Here is an 18,003-nt window from a genome sequence, read left to right on the forward strand (position 1 = left end):
CTCCTAAATCGACCGGACGATCCGGCGCTTCCCCGACCCGATTTGGCGGGTCGGAAATAGTCTTTGTCAAACAGGTTCCAGCAGCTTGATCGAGATATGGGCAATTCCGCCCCGCTCGTGATGCATTGCCAATTCTTCGGAACCAAAGAAGGCTTTGGCCTTGTCCAGGTTTGTAACCTCGAACATCGCGATAGCGTGGTCCTTTTGGTCGGGGTCGCGCCAGACGTGCAGGTCGCGGATACCCGCGGCCTTGCGCATCGGTTTGTCCTCGCGGAACACTTTCAGCCAAGCATTGAAATCGGCCACATCGGCCTGCCAGAGGACATGCGTTGCCATGCTTACAGGTCCATCAGCAGGCGGCGCGGGTCTTCCAGCGCCTCTTTCACACGGACGAGGAAGGTCACGGCACCTTTGCCATCGACGATCCGGTGGTCATAGGACAGGGCCAGATACATCATCGGGCGGATCTTGATCTCACCATTGATGACCATCGGACGGTCCTGGATCTTGTGCATGCCCAGAATACCCGACTGCGGGGGGTTCAGGATCGGCGAGGACATCAGCGAGCCATAGACACCACCATTCGAGATGGTGAAGGTGCCACCTTGCATCTCAGCCATGCTCAGCTTGCCGTCACGGGCGCGCTTGCCCTTTTCGGCGATCGCTTTTTCGATCGCGGCAAAGGACATGCTGTCCGCATCACGGATGACTGGCACGACCAGACCCTGCGGCGTCCCGGCGGCGACACCCATATGCACGAAGTTCTTGTAGACGATGTCGGTTCCGTCAATCTCGGCATTGACCTCGGGCACTTCTTTCAGGGCATGGCAGCAGGCCTTGGTGAAGAAGGACATAAAGCCCAGCCTTACGCCGTGCTTCTTCTCGAACTGGTCCTTGTACTGATTGCGCAGGGCCATGACCTCGGTCATGTCCACCTCGTTGTAGGTGGTCAGGATCGCGGCTGTGTTCTGTGCATCTTTCAGACGCTTGGCGATTGTCTGACGCAGGCGGGTCATCCGCACGCGTTCTTCGCGTGCCTCGTCCTCGGCAGCCACAGGGGCGCGCGGGGCTTGGGCCACAGGGGTGGGGGCAGCCGCCACAGGTGCCGGGGCCGAAACTGCTGCAACGGCTTTGGCCACGTCCTCCTTCATGATGCGACCGTCGCGGCCTGTTCCGGTGACCTGATCAGCTGACAGTCCGGCTTCGGCCATTGCCTTCTGGGCTGACGGCGCGTTTGCGATGTCTTTTCCTGTGCTGGTTGCTGCGGGCGCAGCCGCCGCTGCCTGGGCCGGCGCGGCTGCTGCACCAACGGCTGCTCCGGAGATGACAGCCAGCTTGGCAGCCGCATCCACGGTCGAACCTTCTGGAGCAACGATTTCTGCAAGAACACCCGAAGTCGGTGCGGGAACTTCAACCGAGACTTTATCGGTTTCCAATTCGCACAGCATCTCGTCCTGCGCGACGTTGTCGCCAACCTTTTTGAACCAGGTCGAAACGGTTGCTTCCGCCACAGACTCACCAAGTGTCGGCACCATCACGTCAACCGACCCAACCGATGCGGCGGGTGCAGCTGCCGGTGCTGCGGATGCCGCTGGGGCAGGGGCTGCGCCTTCGCCAGCCGCAATCGTTGCCAGCAAGGCGTCAACACCGACGGTTTCGCCTTCGGCTGCCACGATTTCACCCATTACACCCGCTGCGGGTGAAGGAACCTCAACGGTGACCTTGTCTGTCTCCAGCTCACACAGCATCTCATCCATGGCGACCGCATCACCGGGCTTTTTGAACCAGGTTGCAACTGTGGCTTCGGTGACCGATTCGCCAAGCGTGGGAACACGAACTTCAATCGTCATCGCTTACTTTCCTTCAATGCTCAGCGCTTCGTTTACCAGCGCTTCTTGTTGGGCTTTGTGTTGGCTGGCCAGCCCCGTTGCGGGCGAGGCCGATGTGGCGCGACCGGCATAGGTCGGGCGCGTGTGTTTTGCATCGATACGGGACAGGACCCATTCAATGTTGGGTTCAATAAAGGTCCACGCACCCTGGTTCTTGGGCTCTTCCTGACACCAGACCATCTCGGCATTCTTGAACCGTTCGAGTTCGTTGATCAGTGAATGTGCCGGGAACGGATAGAATTGTTCGATCCGCATCAGGTAGATGTCGTCGATACCACGCGCATCGCGTTCCTCCAACAGGTCGAAATAGACCTTGCCGGAACACATGACGACGCGCTTGATCTTGTCATCGGCCACCAGCTTGGTGTCAGAGTTGCCTTTTTGCGCGTCATCCCACAGCACCCGGTGGAAGCTGGAGCCTGTGGTGAAGTCATCCGCCGTGCTGACGGCCAGCTTGTGACGCAACAGCGACTTCGGCGTCACTAGGATCAGTGGTTTCCGGAAGGTCCGGTGCAACTGACGGCGCAGGATGTGGAAATAGTTCGCGGGTGTCGTACAATTCGCCACGATCCAGTTGTCCTGACCGCACATTTGCAGGAACCGTTCCAAACGCGCTGACGAGTGTTCTGGGCCTTGCCCTTCAAAGCCATGCGGCAGCAGTGTGACCAGACCGGACATCCGCAGCCACTTGCTTTCACCCGAGCTGATGAACTGATCGAACATGATCTGCGCACCGTTGGCAAAGTCGCCGAACTGCGCCTCCCACAGAACCAGAGCGTTCGGTTCTGCAAGCGAATAGCCGTATTCGAAACCCAGCACCGCGTATTCCGACAGCATCGAATCAATGACATCGTATTGGGATTGCCCGGCACGGATGTTGTTGAGCGGGTAATACCGTTCTTCGGTTTCCTGATGAACAAACCCAGAGTGACGCTGGCTGAACGTGCCCCGTGTTGCATCCTGTCCGGCCAGACGCACGGGGTATCCCTCGGTCAGCAACGAGCCAAACGCCAGTGCCTCGCCCGTGGCCCAGTCGAAGCCTGCACCGGTCTCGAACATCTGTTTCTTATGTTCCAGCAACCGCTCAACGGTTTTGTGCATTGCGAAATCGTCAGGAGCCTTGGTCAGCGCGGCTCCGATTTCCGCCAGTGTCTCTGCCGAGATCGCTGTTTCACCCCGGACATAATCATCCTTGTTCCTGTCCAGATGCGACCAGCGCCCATCCAGCCAGTCGGCCTTGTTGGGTTTATAGTCCTTCCCGGCCTCGAATTCGTCGTTCAGATGGGCCTGAAAGGCGGCCTTCATATCTTCGATCTCACCCTCGGGGATCAGCCCGTCCTTGACCAGCCGCTCGGTATACAAGGAAAGCGTTGTCTTATGGGTTTTGATCTTCTTGTACATGATCGGGTTGGTGAACATGGGCTCATCGCCCTCGTTATGGCCAAACCGGCGATAGCAGAAGATGTCCAGAACCACGTCTTTATGGAACTTCTGGCGGAACTCGGTCGCCACCTTCGCGGCGTGAACTACCGCCTCGGGGTCGTCGCCGTTCACATGGAAGATCGGGGCCTCGACCATCAGCGCGATATCGGTGGGATAGGGGCTCGAGCGGCTGAAATGCGGCGCGGTAGTGAACCCGATCTGGTTGTTGACCACGATGTGCATGGTGCCGCCGGTTCTGTGCCCTTTCAGGCCGGACAGGCCAAAGCCCTCGGCCACAACACCCTGACCGGCAAAGGCCGCGTCACCGTGCAGCAATATCGCCATGACCCTGGTACGGTCCGTGTCGCCCAGTTGGTCTTGCTTGGCGCGAACCTTACCCAGAACTACCGGGTTTACCGCCTCAAGGTGAGAGGGGTTGGCGGTCAATGACAGGTGCACACTGTTGCCATCGAATTCGCGATCGCTGGAGGCGCCGAGGTGATATTTCACATCGCCAGAGCCATCCACGTCCTCTGGCTTGAAGCTACCGCCCTGGAATTCGTTGAAAATCGCGCGATAAGGCTTGCCCATCACGTTGGCCAGAATGTTCAGGCGACCCCGGTGCGGCATCCCGATGACGATGTCACTGAGGCCAAGCGCGCCACCACGCTTGATGATCTGTTCCATCGCCGGGATTAGCGCCTCGCCACCGTCCAGACCGAACCGCTTGGTGCCCATGTACTTGACGTGCAGGAACTTCTCAAAGCCCTCGGCCTCGACCATCTTGTTCAGGATCGCCTTGCGGCCTTCCTTGGTGAACGCGATTTCCTTGCCATAGCCCTCGATCCGCTCCTTCAGCCACGCGGCCTCTTCCGGGTTCGAGATATGCATGTATTGCAGCGCAAAGGTGCCGCAATATGTGCGTTTCACGATCTCAACGATCTGCCGCATCGAAGCGACCTGCAATCCCAGCACGTTGTCGATAAAGATCGGGCGATCCATGTCGGCATCGGTGAAACCGTAAGTCTTCGGGTCCAGCTCAGGATGGGTGCTGGCAGCGCGCATGCCCAGCGGGTCCAGATCCGCGGCCAGATGGCCACGGATGCGATAGGCCCGGATCAGCATCAGTGCTCGCAAACTGTCCAGCACGGCGCGTTTGATCTGGTCGTCGCTGACCTCAGCCCCTTTTTCAGCCGCCTTGTCCTTGATCTTCTTGCCCGTCGCTTTGGCGTCAATCTCGGCCCATTCACCAGTCAGCGCACCAGTCAGGTCGTCTGCTGGCATCGGCGGCCAGTCGGTGCGCGCCCAGGACGGACCTTCGGCTTCGCGTTGAACATCGGGGGCATCATCGCCCATGGCATCAAAGAACGCGCCCCATGCGGCATCCACCGCACCGGGGTTCTTTGTGTATTGCGCATAAAGCTGCTCCAGATATTCGGCATTATGCCCCTGCATGAAGCTTGAGGCATGAAAGGCGGAATTGGGCGAATGTTCGGTCATAGGGCTACCTCTGTTGGGTTGGGACCGTATTGATTGGTGCCTGGCTGGCTGGGGCGTGTCAGCCACCATAGAACCAGGAGGGGCGACACCACCAGTACCAGTAGTGTCGGAAGAACGATGAGCAACGTGGCGCGGGTGAACAGGATATCCAGCCTACCGCCATGCTGGAAATGAGAGGCCAGGCCGATACCGAAAACGAGCACGGCTCCGGCGCCAAGGATCAACAGGATCGGCAGCAGAGCATACAGCCCGCTGCGACCGGTATCATGCATCCGCCGGAAAGCAACTGCCAGATGGGGAAAGAAGACGATCAGGCTGACGATGCCCTGCACCGGTTGCGAGGACGTGGCCGACACGGATTTCGAGGTTTCGGTTTCCGTCACCGCGACCTGCGTGAAGAACTGCCAGTCGATGATCCCGGCAATGATGCTCCAGATCACGATGAACAGAAAAAAGAACCAGTATTCGGGCCGCGAAGCACGGCCCGAAAAGGTGAAGAACTTGGAGAAGCAGGTGCGTATGGCGTCGGAGAAGGTCATGTTTACTCGTTGACCTCTGGCGCGACTAATTGCTGAGAGGTTCGCCTGATTTGGGTCCAGTAGACGGGCGCGTTAGGACCAAAGACCTCAAAGGCATCCGGCAATAATTCTACGTAGAGTAACCCGTCGGTGCGTCTTGGCTCACCTTTTCTGAAACTGACATTGTATGCTCGAGAAGCGGGTGTCACTTTCGTTCCATAAGCTTCTTCTGCAACCGCTGCCGATATAAACTCTGATGTAATCTGGCTTTTTTTCATCAAGTGGTAGCACAAATCAAAATAGAAACGGTTGGCTTCTGCGCCTTTGATTGCAGTGGTGCCTGCGATTATGATCTCCTCACCTTTTGGGTCGACTAAAATGTCCGGGCGGCTCGTATACGCATCAAAATATAGCTCCTTTATATCGCCAGTGTACCAGTTGAGGACCTCGAGACGTTTCTCTGCCCAATCTAGGCCATTTTCCCAGAAATAAGTGTTAAGAATACCTATCCATTGTTCGGATAACATAGCCGATCTTTGAGTTGCGTCATCCGCGTCGATCCAGCTCTCTTGACGCAGCCGGGATACGATTTCCCGGCTGTCAATTTCAGTCTCACTGCAAACAGACTCGGGCCAATTGAGTTCATCGGCAGCCAGCGCGTTTGCTGATAAGCAAAGCGCTGCCGCGACCAATCCACCATAGAGTCTGCGAGCGGGCATCTTACCCAATCGCTTCCAACACAGCCTCTCCCAGCTGCGCCGGGCTTTCAGCCACGACGATACCGGCCGAGCGCATGGCTTCGATCTTGTCCTCGGCACCGCCCTTGCCGCCGGCGACGATCGCGCCCGCGTGGCCCATGCGGCGGCCCGGAGGGGCCGTGCGGCCTGCGATGAAGCCTGCAACTGGCTTCTTGCGGCCTTTCTTGGCCTCATCTGCCAGGAACTGCGCGGCTTCTTCCTCGGCCGAACCACCAATCTCGCCAATCATGATGATCGAAGTGGTTTCGTCATCTGCCAGGAACCATTCCAGCACGTCGATATGCTCAGTCCCTTTGATCGGGTCGCCGCCAATGCCCACACAGGTGGACTGGCCCAGTCCTACGTCCGTTGTCTGTTTCACGGCTTCATAAGTAAGCGTACCCGAGCGGGAAACGACACCCACGCTCCCGCGTTTGTGAATATGGCCGGGCATGATTCCGATCTTGCAGGCGTCAGGCGTGATGACACCGGGGCAGTTCGGGCCAATCAGGCGCGACTTGCTGCCTTCCAGCGCGCGTTTCACTTTCATCATGTCCAAAACCGGGATACCTTCGGTGATGCAGACAATCACTTCCATCTCGGCATCAATCGCTTCGAGGATCGAATCCGCCGCGAATGGGGGCGGTACGTAGATCACCGATGCGTTAGCTTCGGTCACGTGCTTGGCCTCGTGGACCGAGTTGAACACGGGAAGGCCCAGATGCTCCATCCCGCCTTTGCCGGGGGTCACGCCGCCGACCATCTTGGTGCCATAGGCAATAGCCTGTTCGCTGTGGAATGTACCTTGCGAGCCGGTAAAGCCCTGACAGATCACTTTGGTGTTTTCATCGATGAGGACTGCCATTTTGTCCCTTTCTCTAGGCGGTGTGGGATTGATAGGGTTCAGCCGCTGGAAGAACCTGCGGCGCATAGGTGATTTTCTGAAGCGTGGCGCGACCAAGGGCCAGATCGGCCATCGTGCGCAGGCCGCTGCTGATTTCGGCGATACCGCGCCTGATTTTTTGGCGGACCAGCGGCCAGCCCGTAGGGCGTGCGCGGTGGGCACCCATCTGGATTTCGCCCGGCGCATCGTTGCCTTGCTCGACCATGGCAGGGATCACCTGATAGACATTGACCCGACGCGCCGCGGGCGAGGCTGACGGGTTGAACAACAGGCCATCCAGTGCGATGTCATAAGGCTTTTGCGCCAGAAAATGTTCTGCTGCTTTTCGGGTCAACGCATATGCGGCACCGCCAGGGTGGCGCGAGCGCATCAGGCACAGCTCCCGACCCAGATGGGGTAAACGCTTGCGCCCAAGTGCGAGGTAAAACTTTGTACTGCGCCAGCGTTCGAACCGCACGATATCGGCATCCTCTGGCCACCAGGACGCATCGTTCAACCAATCCGCCAGTTCTGGCGACAGGAAAACATCATCCTCAAGTATCAAGGCCTGTTCCGCGCCAGAGGCGACAACGTCCTCCCACGCTTTGGCATGGCTTAGGGTGCAGGCCATGTCCTTGGTATGGAAATAACCCCAAGGTCCCTCGGACCGGCATTCACGCAGAAAATCCTCACGGGTGGCGGCGTCGCAATCAACAGCGTTGACGCGCGTCGCCGACAGGCCTGCCTTTTGCAGCTCCTGCGCCATCAAACGCGCCCGCCCGGTGGCGCGTTCAAGACCTATGAGGAAGATGGGGATGGACATCAGATCGATTGTTTCTTTCGATTTCCCGCGTGAAATGGATAAAGTTGGATTGTAGTTGCCGTGGGGTCGGCCTGTAGCCCACTCCACAGCAACTTGCTTACCCCTTAACCGCCTTGACGATCTTCTCGGCACCGTCTTTCAGGTTGTCCGCCGCGATCACGTCCAGACCCGAGTTGTTGATGATTTCTTTGCCTTTCTCGACATTGGTGCCTTCCAGTCGCACGACAAGCGGAACCTGCAGACCGACCTCTTTCACCGCAGCCACCACGCCCTCGGCGATGACGTCACAGCGCATGATGCCGCCGAAGATATTGACCAGAATGCCTTTGACCTGCGGGTCCGAGGTGATGATCTTGAACGCCTCGGTCACCTTCTCTTTGGTTGCACCGCCACCCACGTCGAGGAAGTTGGCAGGTTCGGCACCATACAGTTTGATGATGTCCATCGTAGCCATCGCCAGACCGGCACCGTTCACCATGCAGCCAATCTCACCATCCAGTGCGATGTAGTTCAGGTCGTATTTGCTGGCTTCCAGTTCCTTGGGATCTTCCTCGGTCGTGTCGCGCAGTTCGGCGATATCCGGGTGGCGGTAGACCGCATTGCCGTCAAAGCCAACCTTGGCATCCAGCACTTTCAGGTCGCCACTGTCGGATACGATCAGTGGGTTAATCTCCAGCATCTCCATATCCTTCTCGACGAAGGCTTTGTAGAGGATGCCCATGAGCCTGACACACTGCTTGACCTGCGCGCCCTCAAGCCCCAGCGAAAATGCGATGCGGCGACCGTGGTAGGGTTGGTAGCCGGTGGCCGGGTCAACCGAGAAGGACAGGATTTTCTCGGGCGTCGCGGCAGCAACCTCTTCGATGTCCATACCGCCTTCTGTCGAGCAGACAAACGAGATACGGCTGGTCTGACGATCCACCAGCAGAGCCAGGTACAGTTCACGCTCGATGCCGGAACCGGCTTCGATATAGATGCGGTTGACCTGCTTGCCTGCCGGACCCGTCTGATGGGTGACCAGAGTGCGCCCCAGCATCTTCTTGGCTTCTTCGGCCGCTTCCTCGACCGATTTCGTCAGCCGGACACCGCCTTTTTCACCAGCATCGGCTTCTTTGAACGAGCCTTTACCGCGGCCACCCGCGTGAATCTGCGCCTTGACGACCCAAAGCGGCCCATCCAGTTCACCGGCTGCGGTTTTGGCTTCCTCGGCGCGCAATACGGCGCGACCATCGGAGACCGGAGCGCCGTAGCTGCGAAGAAGAGCCTTGGCCTGATATTCGTGAATGTTCATCGAAATTGTCCCGTCTGACTGCGTTTAACCGTTATAGGCGTGTCTAGCGGGCAAATTTAAAGGGTTTTTTGACCTGCGACGGGAAATTGTCGAAGATTTTCAACATTTGTGATCACAGGTTTTTAGGGTGTGATCACAAAAATTCAAGCGTCATCGATTGATTCGATATTTCTGCACAGTTTTTTGAAATCACATTCGAAAAAAGGGATTTGGGACGTTTGCGCCAACATATGCGGCCGGGTTCCGCGGTGGCAAATGAAAACCGGCCCAGAATTGGGCCGGCCTCAAATTCGGATTGTCTGGCAGTTTTACGCCAACGAGCTGTCGATACCCTTGCACGCCTCGATCAGGCCTTTCACGGCGTTGACCGAGTTGTCGAAGCCGGCTTGCTCGTCTTCGTTCAGCTTGATGTTCACAATGCGCTCGACGCCACCAGCGCCGATGACAGTCGGCACCCCGACATAAAGGCCGTTAACACCCAACTCACCGCTGCAGTACGCCGCACAAGGCAGAACACGCTTCTGGTCTTTCAGATAGGCTTCGGCCATTTCGATCGCCGAGGTGGCGGGCGCGTAATAAGCCGATCCGGTTTTCAGCAAACCGACGATTTCGGCGCCACCATCACGGGTGCGCTGTACGATGGCATCCAGCTTTTCTTGCGAGGTCCAGCCCATTTCAACCAAATCAGGCAGCGGGATACCGGCAACGGTCGAATAACGAACCGACGGCACCATGGTGTCGCCATGGCCGCCCAATACGAACGCGGTCACATCGCGCATCGAGACGTTGAACTCTTCCGACAGGAAATGCGCGAAACGTGCTGAATCCAGCACGCCAGCCATGCCGCAGACTTTGTTATGCGGCAGGCCCGAGAATTCGCGCAGCGCCCAGACCATGGCATCCAGCGGGTTGGTGATACAGATCACGAACGCATCGGGCGCATGTGCTGCGATACCTTCGCCGACCGATTTCATGACTTTCAGGTTGATGCCCAGCAGGTCATCGCGGCTCATGCCCGGTTTGCGGGCTACGCCTGCGGTCACGATGCAGACATCCGCGCCGGCGATATCGGCATAATCGCTGGTGCCTTTCATCGAGGCGTCAAAGCCTTCGGACGGGCCTGACTCGGCGATGTCGAGCGCCTTGCCCTGTGGCAACCCGTCAGCGATGTCAAACAGGACAACGTCACCCAGTTCTTTGACAGCTGCAAGATGCGCAAGCGTGCCGCCGATGTTCCCCGCGCCGATCAGCGCAATCTTGGGTCTGGCCATTTGGAATATCTCCGGTCGGTTTTGAAATCGCGGCTGTGCTAGTCGTTAAAACGGCATTAGGCAAGAGTTCTGCGACGTGGCATACAACCGCATACCGTTTGCGAGACCCTATGTGGTTGCGCTAAAGGGCCTTTGAGACAAGCCAAAACCGGGACCGGTGCATGTTCGAATTGAACCTGATGTTTTTTGCAGTGGCGATCCCGGCGGTGATTTTTGCGGGTATCTCGAAGGGTGGTTTCGGCTCGGGCGTGGCCTTTGCGTCATCATCGATTCTGGCCTTGATCCTAACACCTGGGCAGGCCCTGGCCCTGATGCTGCCGATTCTGATGGTGATCGATGTGGCCACTTTGGGCCCTTATTGGAAGCGGTGGAACTGGGGGGATGCGCGCCTGCTGATCCTGGGTGCTGTACCCGGTGTGGCAATGGGGGCATGGCTCTACCGTTCAACGGATGATGACCTGCTGCGCCTGCTGATAGGCGGCATCTCGGTCGGGTTCGTGATCTGGCACATCGCACAGTCAAAAGGCTGGGTGCGCGGGTTTGCCAGACGGTTGCCGCCCTCCGCTGGCCTGTTTGCAGGGCTGGTCGCGGGATTCACCAGCTTTGTCAGCCATGCCGGAGGCCCTCCGGCTGCCGTTTACCTGTTGTCCCAACGGCTGACCAAGACCGAGTTTCAAGCCAGTACAGTATTGGTCTTCTGGGTGATTAATATCGCGAAGTTTGTACCCTACGCTTATCTTGGCATGTTCACGTGGCAGACGGCATGGGCCGATATGCTGTTAACACCGTTTGCTGTTCTCGGTGCCTGGCTGGGCGTCCGTGCACATTTCATGTTGTCCGAACGCCTGTTCTTTGGAATTGCCTATGTGCTGCTGACCCTCACCGGCGGTAAGCTGATCTGGGACGCACTTACCTGATCAGGCGTTCGGGGGCAGCGCTTCGGCTACAGCCTCAAAAGCTTGCCCCGAAGCGACGAGGCAGGTGACCCCGTTGGGCAAGGTCACCGTGATGGTCCAGCTGCCGCTTTGAGTTGAGGCGAAAAGTTCCATGACCGCGCCTTGCTGGGCCAGACCAAAGCCCCTGCGCGTTTCGCCATAAGTGTCGGTCAACCTTTCCAGCACATCCTCTCGCGGTGCGCAGTTTTGCCCCTGGGCCTGTACCTGTTGTGCCGCCAGAACCATGATCCCAAGTCCCATCGTCATCTTGAACATTGTCTTTCGCATCCCGAATCCTTTCGGTTCCCTCTGCCGGTCAGGGTGCCGCGCAGGGGCCGAAATTCAGTTAAGGCAAAGCACGTTGCGTCGTGTTTGCTGCGGTGCGGCAATTTTGGGCTTGAACTTTCCGGTAAAAAATGCCCCATTCCGCGCAACTTTATTTCAATGGGAGTGGTCCATGGATCCTCGTCAGCGCCCCTATCGTTCGGTTCTCTATATCCCCGGGTCCCGGGATCGGGCTTTGGAAAAGGCCCGCACTCTGCCGGTAGATGCAATCATATTTGATCTGGAAGATGCGGTCGCAGCCGACGAAAAGGACAATGCGCGCGAAACGCTCAAGGCGGCTTTGGCTGCCGGAGGGTACGGATCACGGGTCAAGATTGTTCGGATCAACGGGTTAGACACCGAATGGGGCCGTGCGGATGCCGAGGCTGTGCGCGAAATGGATGCCGACGTTGTCCTGTTGCCTAAAGTGAATTCGGCGGCTGACGTAGACGCGCTGGCTGCGATCACCGGAGATTTGCCGATCTGGGCTATGATGGAAACCCCGCGTGGAATGCTGAACGCAGCAGAAATCGCCGCGCATCCGCTGATGGCCGGATTCGTGATGGGAACAAATGATCTGGCGAAAGAGCTGCAAACCCGCTTCCGCCCAGATCGCCTGCCGATGATGACCTCGTTAGGGCTGTGCTTGTTGGCTGCCAAGGCCGAAGGGCTGATCATCATCGACGGTGTTTACAACGCCTTCAAGGATGTCGAAGGTCTGGCGTTCGAATGTGCGCAAGGCCGCGATATGGGCTTTGATGGCAAAACGCTGATCCACCCGGCCCAGGTCGAAGTGGCAAATACCGCCTTCGCGCCATCGGATGATGAGATCGACCTGGCTCGCCGCCAGATCTCGGCCTTTGAAGAGACCGAGGCCCTTGGCCAAGGGGTCGCCGTTGTCGATGGCAAGATTGTCGAAAATCTGCACGTTGTAACTGCCCGCGAAATTCTGGCAAAAGCAGAGGCGATATTAGCTTTGCAAGCGGGGTAGGCCAGCATGGGCTTTGTTCTTCTGATCTTGGGTGTGGCGCTGTGGTGGGGGGCGCATCTGTTCAAACGTGTGGCACCTGAACGCCGTGCCGCAATGGGTGACGCGGGTAAAGGCGCTGTTGCCCTGGCTTTGGTCGCGTCGATCCTTCTGATGATCTTCGGGTATCGCATGACCGACTTCATCCACGTTTGGGCGCCGCCGACCTTTCTGATTCACGTCAACAACCTGTTGGTTTTGATCGCGATTTATTTGATGAGTCCTGCGGGCACAAAAGGCCGACTTCTGAACAAGCTGCGCCACCCGATGCTCGGCGGGTTCAAACTGTGGGCTTTTGCGCACCTGTTGGTGAACGGCGATCTGGCCTCGATCATCCTGTTTGGTGGCCTTCTGGCATGGGCGGTGGTCGAAGTCATTGTAATCAACAAGTCTGAACCCGAGTGGACCCCGGCAGAGCCTGGCACTTACGGCAAGGATGCGATGTTCGTTGTGGCTTCGATCGTTCTGATGGGAATTATCGGGTACATCCATGGGCTGGTTGGCCCATCTCCGTTCGGCTCATAAGGATTTGATTTGATGTCGAAGCTTTATCGCTTGCTGACCGAAGAAGACACTTCGGCCTTCTGTCACAAGGTGTCCGACGCCCTGTCAAAGGGATGGGAGCTGTATGGCGACCCGGCTTACGCCTTTGATGCCAACGGCAACGTAATGCGTTGTGCGCAGGCCGTGACCAAAGAGGTCGAGGCCGACTATTCCCCCGACATGAAACTGGGACAGCAGTAATGGCAAAAACAAATCCGGGCCGATTTTTCGAGGACTATTCTGTAGGGCAGGTGTTGCAGCATGCAGTACCTCGCACCGTGACCGAGGGAGAGCGCGGCTTGTATCACGCGCTCTATCCCGCACGTCACGCGCTTTACTCCTCGGATGAATTTGCCCGGGACTGTGGGTTGCCGGAAAGCCCGATAGATGATCTGGCCGCGTTCCACATCGTGTTCGGCAAGACCGTGCCTGATGTTTCTCTGAACGCGGTTGCCAATCTGGGCTATGCCGAAGGTCGTTGGCTGAAACCTGTTTTTGCCGGCGATACGCTGCGATCCGTATCAGAGGTTATCGGCCTGAAGCAGAATTCCAACGGAAAAACCGGTGTTGTCTGGGTTCGTACCCGCGGGTTGAACCAGTTGGACGAGGTGGTTCTTGAATATGTGCGCTGGGTCATGGTGCGTAAGGCAAACATGGATGCACCCGCGCCCGAGACGGTTGTTCCCGATTTGAAGGCTGTGCTTGATCCGCAGGACCTGATCGTTCCGGAAGGGCTCGATTTTGCAAACTACGATTTTGCTCTCGCGGGCGAGCCGCACCGCTGGGGCGATTATGAGGTCGGTGAAACCATCGATCATGTGGACGGTGTCACCGTGGAAGAGGCCGAGCATATGCTGGCCACACGTTTGTGGCAGAACACCGCCAAGGTGCATTACGACCTGACGTTCCGTCCGGAAGGGCGGCTCATTTACGGTGGGCATGTAATCTCGATGGCGCGGGCATTGTCCTTCAATGGCCTTGCAAATGCGCAGATGATTGTCGGCTTGAATGGTGGCGCCCATGCTAACCCTTGTTTTGCGGGTGATACGATCAAGGCATGGTCCGAAGTTCTGGGCAAAGCGGAAACCGGGGTTCCCGGCATAGGCGCTGTGCGATTGCGTCTGGTCGCGACCAAGGGCGGTGATCCGTTCAAGCTGAAGAACGAAGAAGGGCGGTACCTGCCAGGCGTTCTGCTGGATCTCGACTTTTGGGCATTGATGCCCAAATAAGTGATCTGACGGATATGTGACGCCACGGCTTGCAAGGCGTGATAGGTTTGCACAATGAACCTGCTACGCGCGATATTGGCCAGCGTCACTCTGGCTCCGGCGGCTCAGGCCTGCGATCTGGCCTTGGCTTTGGCTGTGGACGTTTCTGGTTCGGTCGATAGCAGCGAATATCGCATCCAGATGGATGGGTTGGCCGCAGGTTTGCGCGACCCGATCGTGTCCGAGGCACTGGTGCGGGGGCAGGCGCGGCTGATGCTGGTGCAGTGGACCGGCTCATCGCGCCAGCGGATCACTATCCCTTGGACCCGTATTGATAGCTTTGCCTCGCTGGATCAGTTTGCAGACCAGGTTGCCGCCGATCCGCGCATCTGGCGGAATTTTTCGACGGCAATCGGCGAGGCGCTTCAAATGACTCTGAGTTCATTCGATTCGGTTTCCGACTGCCGACGGCATCTGATTGACCTGTCAGGGGACGGTGTGTCCAATGAAGGGATTGAACCTACACGGGTACATGCGGCCCTGCGCGCCGAGGGAATCGTTGTCAACGCGCTGGCTATTGAGGAAAGCGAACCGGACCTGACGGCATATTTCTTTGAGAATGTCATCGTGGGCGAAGGTGCCTTTGTCGTTTCTGCCACCGGGTTCGCGGATTACCCGGAACGAATTCGTCGAAAACTGCTGCGCGAAGTGACGCAGCAAACGGCAGACCTGAAATGACGGCTTGAGAGATTCGTGATCACATCTCTTCGGCCTTGAAAACGCTAACATTGACAGTGCGGAATGTGATATGTGATCACGAGATTATTTTGCGTGATCACATAATTGAATTATCCGTATAATTGAGCGCAATTTGATGGTTTTTGCACTCGCAGCACGTGACAGTGTCGCAAAAACCAGTAAAACGTTCGGTAGCCAACCGAAAAGGAGCCGCCATGGCCGATGTAAATCGGGGCAATCGCCCACTTTCGCCGCATCTGTCGATTTATCGCCCGCAGCTGACGTCGATCACGTCCATCCTGACGCGCATCACCGGTAACGCCCTTCTGCTCGCAGCTCTGTTGATCGTCTGGTGGTTTCTGGCCGCTGCAACCTCGCCCGAGGCCTTTGCCGTAGCGAATGGGGTAATAACCTCGATGCTTGGAGACCTTGTGATGGCGCTGTCCGTTTGGGGGCTTTGGTATCACACGCTGGCCGGTGTGCGGCATCTGATCTGGGACAATGCAGTTGGTCTGGATATTCCGACAGCGACCAAAATGGGTTGGGCTGTTGTTATCGGATCGGTCGTCTTGACCCTTCTGACCCTTGTCCTCGTCGCGTGATTGGAGGCCTGACATGCGTTATCTGACCGACCGCAAACGCGCCGCTGGACTTGGCTCGGCGAAATCCGGTACTGCCCATTTCTGGGCGATGAAAGTCAGCTCGGTTGCTTTGCTGATCCTTGTGCCGTTGTTTGTATTCACCTTTGGTCCGATCCTGGGCCAGCCATTCGAGGTCGTTCTCGACTACTACTCGCGACCTTTCCCTGCCATCGTGGCAGCACTGACGCTGGCGGTTGGCTTCAAACACTTCGCGGACGGTGCGCAGGTGATGCTTGAAGATTATGTTCACGGCACGCTTGAAAAGGTCCTGATCATTCTGTTGACCTGCTTGTCTTATGGCGCGGCTGCGGCTGGCATCTTTGCCGTCGCTCGCATTGCCCTTTAATTCCCGGAGCTGAAAGAAATGGCTGCATACGAATACGAAACGCATGAATATGACGTGGTCGTTGTCGGTGCCGGTGGGGCCGGTCTGCGGGCAACACTGGGTATGGCGGAACAGGGTCTTCGCACGGCTTGCGTAACCAAGGTTTTCCCAACCCGTTCGCATACTGTGGCGGCTCAGGGCGGTATCGCCGCGTCGTTGTCAAACATGGGGCCCGACCACTGGCAGTGGCACATGTACGACACCGTGAAAGGCTCGGATTGGCTGGGCGATACCGATGCGATGGAATACCTAGCTCGGGAAGCGCCCAAGGCTGTTTACGAACTGGAGCACTATGGCGTTCCGTTCAGCCGAACCGAAGAGGGTAAGATCTATCAACGCCCGTTTGGTGGTCACACCACTGAATTCGGCGAAGGCCCGGCAGTACAGCGCACCTGTGCCGCTGCGGACCGGACCGGCCACGCGATCCTTCATACGCTGTATGGCCAGTCGCTGAAGAACAATGCTGAGTTTTATATCGAATACTTCGCCACCGACCTGATCATGTCCGATGACGGCCAGTGCCAGGGTGTTGTCTGCTGGAAGCTGGACGATGGCACGATGCATGTCTTCAATGCCAAGATGGTTGTGCTGGCGACCGGCGGGTATGGCCGCGCCTATTTCAGCGCGACCTCGGCCCATACCTGCACCGGTGACGGTGGCGGTATGGTGGCCCGCGCGGGCTTGGCGCTGCAGGATATGGAGTTCGTTCAGTTCCACCCGACCGGCATCTACGGATCGGGCTGCCTGATCACCGAAGGCGCGCGTGGCGAGGGCGGTTACCTGACCAACTCGGAAGGTGAACGGTTCATGGAGCGTTACGCCCCCCAGTACAAGGACCTCGCACCGCGCGATTACGTCTCACGCTCGATGACCTTGGAAATCCGCGAAGGTCGTGGTGTCGGTGCGGAAGGGGATCATATTCACCTGAACCTCAGTCACCTCCCAGCCGAAGCTTTGGCAGAACGTCTTCCGGGCATTTCGGAAAGCGCCAAGATCTTTGCCGGCGTGGATGTCACCAAGGAACCGATCCCGGTTCTGCCAACCGTGCACTATAACATGGGCGGTATCCCCACAAACTATTGGGGTGAAGTTCTGAACCCAACGGCCGAGAACCCGACAGCTGTGGTTCCGGGCCTCATGGCAGTGGGCGAAGCCGGTTGCGCCTCGGTCCACGGCGCGAACCGCTTGGGCTCGAACTCGCTGATTGACCTTGTGGTCTTTGGCCGCGCGGCGGCGATCCGGGCAGGCAAAGTTGTGGATGCAGAAGCTGCGAACCCGGTTTTGAACCAGGCATCGGTCGATAAGGCCTTTGACCGGTTCGACGCGGTGCGCAACGCTAGCGGTTCCATCCCGACCGCCGAGTTGCGGCTTGAGATGCAGAAAACCATGCAGGCGGATGCTGCCGTGTTCCGTACCGCCAAGACCATGGCCGAAGGCGTCGAGAAGATGACGGCAATCGCTGCGAAGATGGACGATCTGAAAGTCACCGACCGGTCGCTGGTCTGGAACAGTGACCTGATGGAAACGCTGGAACTGACCAACCTGATGCCTAACGCGCTGGCCACGATCGTCGGCGCAGAGGCGCGCAAGGAATCCCGTGGTGCCCACGCGCACGAGGATTTCTCTGCACGTGATGACGAAAACTGGCGTGTTCACACGGTTAGTCGGGTCGAAGGCAACAAGGTTGAGCTCAGCTATCGTCCCGTGATCGTCGATCCGCTGACGACCGAAGACGAAGGTGGCATCAGCCTGAAGAAAATCGCACCCAAGGCACGTACGTTCTAAAAGGCTCGGACAGCAGGCAATGGTGAGCAAGCGCCAAATACCCACGAAAACCGCAATGGCTATTGGCCAGTGGTCGGTCCGTG

The 18,003-nt window shown here is 57.7% G+C and carries 19 protein-coding genes; 9 read left to right on the plus strand and 10 right to left on the minus strand.

Annotated elements, in window-relative coordinates:
- Positions 1-66: 66 nt before the first annotated feature.
- From ACR0JI_RS10750 to mdh, 9 genes are all read right to left on the minus strand, one after another.
- Positions 67-336 (minus strand): hypothetical protein, encoded by a 270-nt coding sequence (locus ACR0JI_RS10750; protein WP_480483134.1) that lies wholly within the window; start codon positions 334-336, stop codon positions 67-69.
- Positions 337-338: 2 nt separating this feature from the next.
- Positions 339-1,850: a 2-oxoglutarate dehydrogenase complex dihydrolipoyllysine-residue succinyltransferase gene (gene odhB, locus ACR0JI_RS10755; protein WP_480475076.1), complete on the minus strand. Its 1,512-nt coding sequence runs from the start codon at positions 1,848-1,850 to the stop codon at positions 339-341.
- A gap of 3 nt (positions 1,851-1,853) precedes the next feature.
- On the minus strand, positions 1,854-4,811 hold the full coding sequence (locus tag ACR0JI_RS10760; RefSeq protein WP_480494310.1) for a 2-oxoglutarate dehydrogenase E1 component: 2,958 nt from the start codon (positions 4,809-4,811) through the stop codon (positions 1,854-1,856).
- Positions 4,808-5,350 (minus strand): DUF805 domain-containing protein, encoded by a 543-nt coding sequence (locus tag ACR0JI_RS10765; RefSeq protein ID WP_480494308.1) that lies wholly within the window; start codon positions 5,348-5,350, stop codon positions 4,808-4,810. Before ACR0JI_RS10765 ends, ACR0JI_RS10760 begins: the two co-directional genes overlap by 4 nt.
- 2 nt (positions 5,351-5,352) lie before the next feature.
- Positions 5,353-6,048: a hypothetical protein gene (locus ACR0JI_RS10770; protein ID WP_480475082.1), complete on the minus strand. Its 696-nt coding sequence runs from the start codon at positions 6,046-6,048 to the stop codon at positions 5,353-5,355.
- Between the two features lies 1 nt (position 6,049).
- Positions 6,050-6,931, minus strand: a complete 882-nt coding sequence (gene sucD, locus ACR0JI_RS10775; RefSeq protein WP_209506539.1) for a succinate--CoA ligase subunit alpha — start codon at positions 6,929-6,931, stop codon at positions 6,050-6,052.
- Between the two features lie 13 nt (positions 6,932-6,944).
- Positions 6,945-7,772 carry a glycosyltransferase family 25 protein gene (locus ACR0JI_RS10780; RefSeq protein ID WP_480475084.1) on the minus strand — a complete coding sequence of 276 codons (828 nt, stop codon included), beginning with the start codon at positions 7,770-7,772 and terminating at the stop codon, positions 6,945-6,947.
- A 97-nt stretch (positions 7,773-7,869) separates the two neighbouring features.
- Positions 7,870-9,063 carry an ADP-forming succinate--CoA ligase subunit beta gene (gene sucC, locus ACR0JI_RS10785; protein WP_267363198.1) on the minus strand — a complete coding sequence of 398 codons (1,194 nt, stop codon included), beginning with the start codon at positions 9,061-9,063 and terminating at the stop codon, positions 7,870-7,872.
- Positions 9,064-9,371: 308 nt separating this feature from the next.
- Positions 9,372-10,334 carry a malate dehydrogenase gene (gene mdh / locus ACR0JI_RS10790; protein WP_267363196.1) on the minus strand — a complete coding sequence of 321 codons (963 nt, stop codon included), beginning with the start codon at positions 10,332-10,334 and terminating at the stop codon, positions 9,372-9,374.
- Between the two features lie 161 nt (positions 10,335-10,495).
- Here mdh and ACR0JI_RS10795 point away from each other — a divergent pair, with 161 nt between their 5' ends.
- The gene (locus ACR0JI_RS10795; protein WP_480475086.1) at positions 10,496-11,251 is read left to right on the plus strand and encodes a sulfite exporter TauE/SafE family protein; all 756 of its coding nucleotides are present in this window, start codon (positions 10,496-10,498) and stop codon (positions 11,249-11,251) included.
- Here ACR0JI_RS10795 and ACR0JI_RS10800 read toward each other — a convergent pair whose 3' ends face one another.
- The gene (locus tag ACR0JI_RS10800) at positions 11,252-11,557 is read right to left on the minus strand and encodes a hypothetical protein (RefSeq protein WP_480494306.1); all 306 of its coding nucleotides are present in this window, start codon (positions 11,555-11,557) and stop codon (positions 11,252-11,254) included.
- Positions 11,558-11,726: 169 nt separating this feature from the next.
- Between ACR0JI_RS10800 and ACR0JI_RS10805 the strand changes: the two genes are divergently transcribed.
- The 8 genes from ACR0JI_RS10805 to sdhA all read left to right on the plus strand — a co-directional run bounded on the left by ACR0JI_RS10805 (position 11,727) and on the right by sdhA (position 17,920).
- Entirely contained in the window at positions 11,727-12,584 is an 858-nt protein-coding gene (locus ACR0JI_RS10805) for an HpcH/HpaI aldolase/citrate lyase family protein (RefSeq protein WP_480494304.1), read from the plus strand.
- Positions 12,585-12,590: 6 nt separating this feature from the next.
- Positions 12,591-13,145 carry an NnrU family protein gene (locus ACR0JI_RS10810; RefSeq protein ID WP_480494302.1) on the plus strand — a complete coding sequence of 185 codons (555 nt, stop codon included), beginning with the start codon at positions 12,591-12,593 and terminating at the stop codon, positions 13,143-13,145.
- A gap of 12 nt (positions 13,146-13,157) precedes the next feature.
- Positions 13,158-13,364, plus strand: coding sequence for a DUF1737 domain-containing protein (locus ACR0JI_RS10815; protein ID WP_209506521.1), 207 nt, complete (start codon positions 13,158-13,160; stop codon positions 13,362-13,364).
- Entirely contained in the window at positions 13,364-14,392 is a 1,029-nt protein-coding gene (locus tag ACR0JI_RS10820) for a MaoC family dehydratase (RefSeq protein ID WP_480494300.1), read from the plus strand. Before ACR0JI_RS10815 ends, ACR0JI_RS10820 begins: the two co-directional genes overlap by 1 nt.
- Before the next feature lie 54 nt (positions 14,393-14,446).
- A complete protein-coding gene (locus ACR0JI_RS10825; RefSeq protein WP_480494298.1) occupies positions 14,447-15,109 on the plus strand; it encodes a DUF1194 domain-containing protein in 663 nt (220 codons plus the stop codon).
- A 215-nt stretch (positions 15,110-15,324) separates the two neighbouring features.
- Positions 15,325-15,711 carry a succinate dehydrogenase, cytochrome b556 subunit gene (gene sdhC, locus ACR0JI_RS10830; protein ID WP_480475098.1) on the plus strand — a complete coding sequence of 129 codons (387 nt, stop codon included), beginning with the start codon at positions 15,325-15,327 and terminating at the stop codon, positions 15,709-15,711.
- Positions 15,712-15,724: 13 nt separating this feature from the next.
- A complete protein-coding gene (gene sdhD / locus ACR0JI_RS10835) occupies positions 15,725-16,096 on the plus strand; it encodes a succinate dehydrogenase, hydrophobic membrane anchor protein (RefSeq protein ID WP_480475100.1) in 372 nt (123 codons plus the stop codon).
- 18 nt (positions 16,097-16,114) lie between these two features.
- Complete coding sequence (sdhA, locus tag ACR0JI_RS10840; protein ID WP_480494296.1) at positions 16,115-17,920, plus strand: succinate dehydrogenase flavoprotein subunit; 1,806 nt, start codon at positions 16,115-16,117, stop codon at positions 17,918-17,920.
- Positions 17,921-18,003: the final 83 nt, after the last annotated feature.

This window comes from Ruegeria sp. N10 (genome assembly GCF_056531545.1).

Coding starts and splice junctions, on each gene's coding strand:
- ACR0JI_RS10800 (WP_480494306.1), bottom strand. CDS start 11,557: ATGCGAAAGACAATGTTCAAGATGACGATGGGACTTGGGATCATGGTT.
- ACR0JI_RS10810 (WP_480494302.1), top strand. CDS start 12,591: ATGGGCTTTGTTCTTCTGATCTTGGGTGTGGCGCTGTGGTGGGGGGCG.
- ACR0JI_RS10820 (WP_480494300.1), top strand. CDS start 13,364: ATGGCAAAAACAAATCCGGGCCGATTTTTCGAGGACTATTCTGTAGGG.
- sdhA (WP_480494296.1), top strand. CDS start 16,115: ATGGCTGCATACGAATACGAAACGCATGAATATGACGTGGTCGTTGTC.
- ACR0JI_RS10770 (WP_480475082.1), bottom strand. CDS start 6,048: ATGCCCGCTCGCAGACTCTATGGTGGATTGGTCGCGGCAGCGCTTTGC.
- ACR0JI_RS10825 (WP_480494298.1), top strand. CDS start 14,447: ATGAACCTGCTACGCGCGATATTGGCCAGCGTCACTCTGGCTCCGGCG.
- ACR0JI_RS10760 (WP_480494310.1), bottom strand. CDS start 4,811: ATGACCGAACATTCGCCCAATTCCGCCTTTCATGCCTCAAGCTTCATG.
- sucD (WP_209506539.1), bottom strand. CDS start 6,931: ATGGCAGTCCTCATCGATGAAAACACCAAAGTGATCTGTCAGGGCTTT.
- ACR0JI_RS10815 (WP_209506521.1), top strand. CDS start 13,158: ATGTCGAAGCTTTATCGCTTGCTGACCGAAGAAGACACTTCGGCCTTC.
- ACR0JI_RS10805 (WP_480494304.1), top strand. CDS start 11,727: ATGGATCCTCGTCAGCGCCCCTATCGTTCGGTTCTCTATATCCCCGGG.
- sdhC (WP_480475098.1), top strand. CDS start 15,325: ATGGCCGATGTAAATCGGGGCAATCGCCCACTTTCGCCGCATCTGTCG.
- ACR0JI_RS10765 (WP_480494308.1), bottom strand. CDS start 5,350: ATGACCTTCTCCGACGCCATACGCACCTGCTTCTCCAAGTTCTTCACC.
- ACR0JI_RS10795 (WP_480475086.1), top strand. CDS start 10,496: ATGTTCGAATTGAACCTGATGTTTTTTGCAGTGGCGATCCCGGCGGTG.
- sdhD (WP_480475100.1), top strand. CDS start 15,725: ATGCGTTATCTGACCGACCGCAAACGCGCCGCTGGACTTGGCTCGGCG.
- odhB (WP_480475076.1), bottom strand. CDS start 1,850: ATGACGATTGAAGTTCGTGTTCCCACGCTTGGCGAATCGGTCACCGAA.
- sucC (WP_267363198.1), bottom strand. CDS start 9,063: ATGAACATTCACGAATATCAGGCCAAGGCTCTTCTTCGCAGCTACGGC.
- mdh (WP_267363196.1), bottom strand. CDS start 10,334: ATGGCCAGACCCAAGATTGCGCTGATCGGCGCGGGGAACATCGGCGGC.
- ACR0JI_RS10780 (WP_480475084.1), bottom strand. CDS start 7,772: ATGTCCATCCCCATCTTCCTCATAGGTCTTGAACGCGCCACCGGGCGG.
- ACR0JI_RS10750 (WP_480483134.1), bottom strand. CDS start 336: ATGGCAACGCATGTCCTCTGGCAGGCCGATGTGGCCGATTTCAATGCT.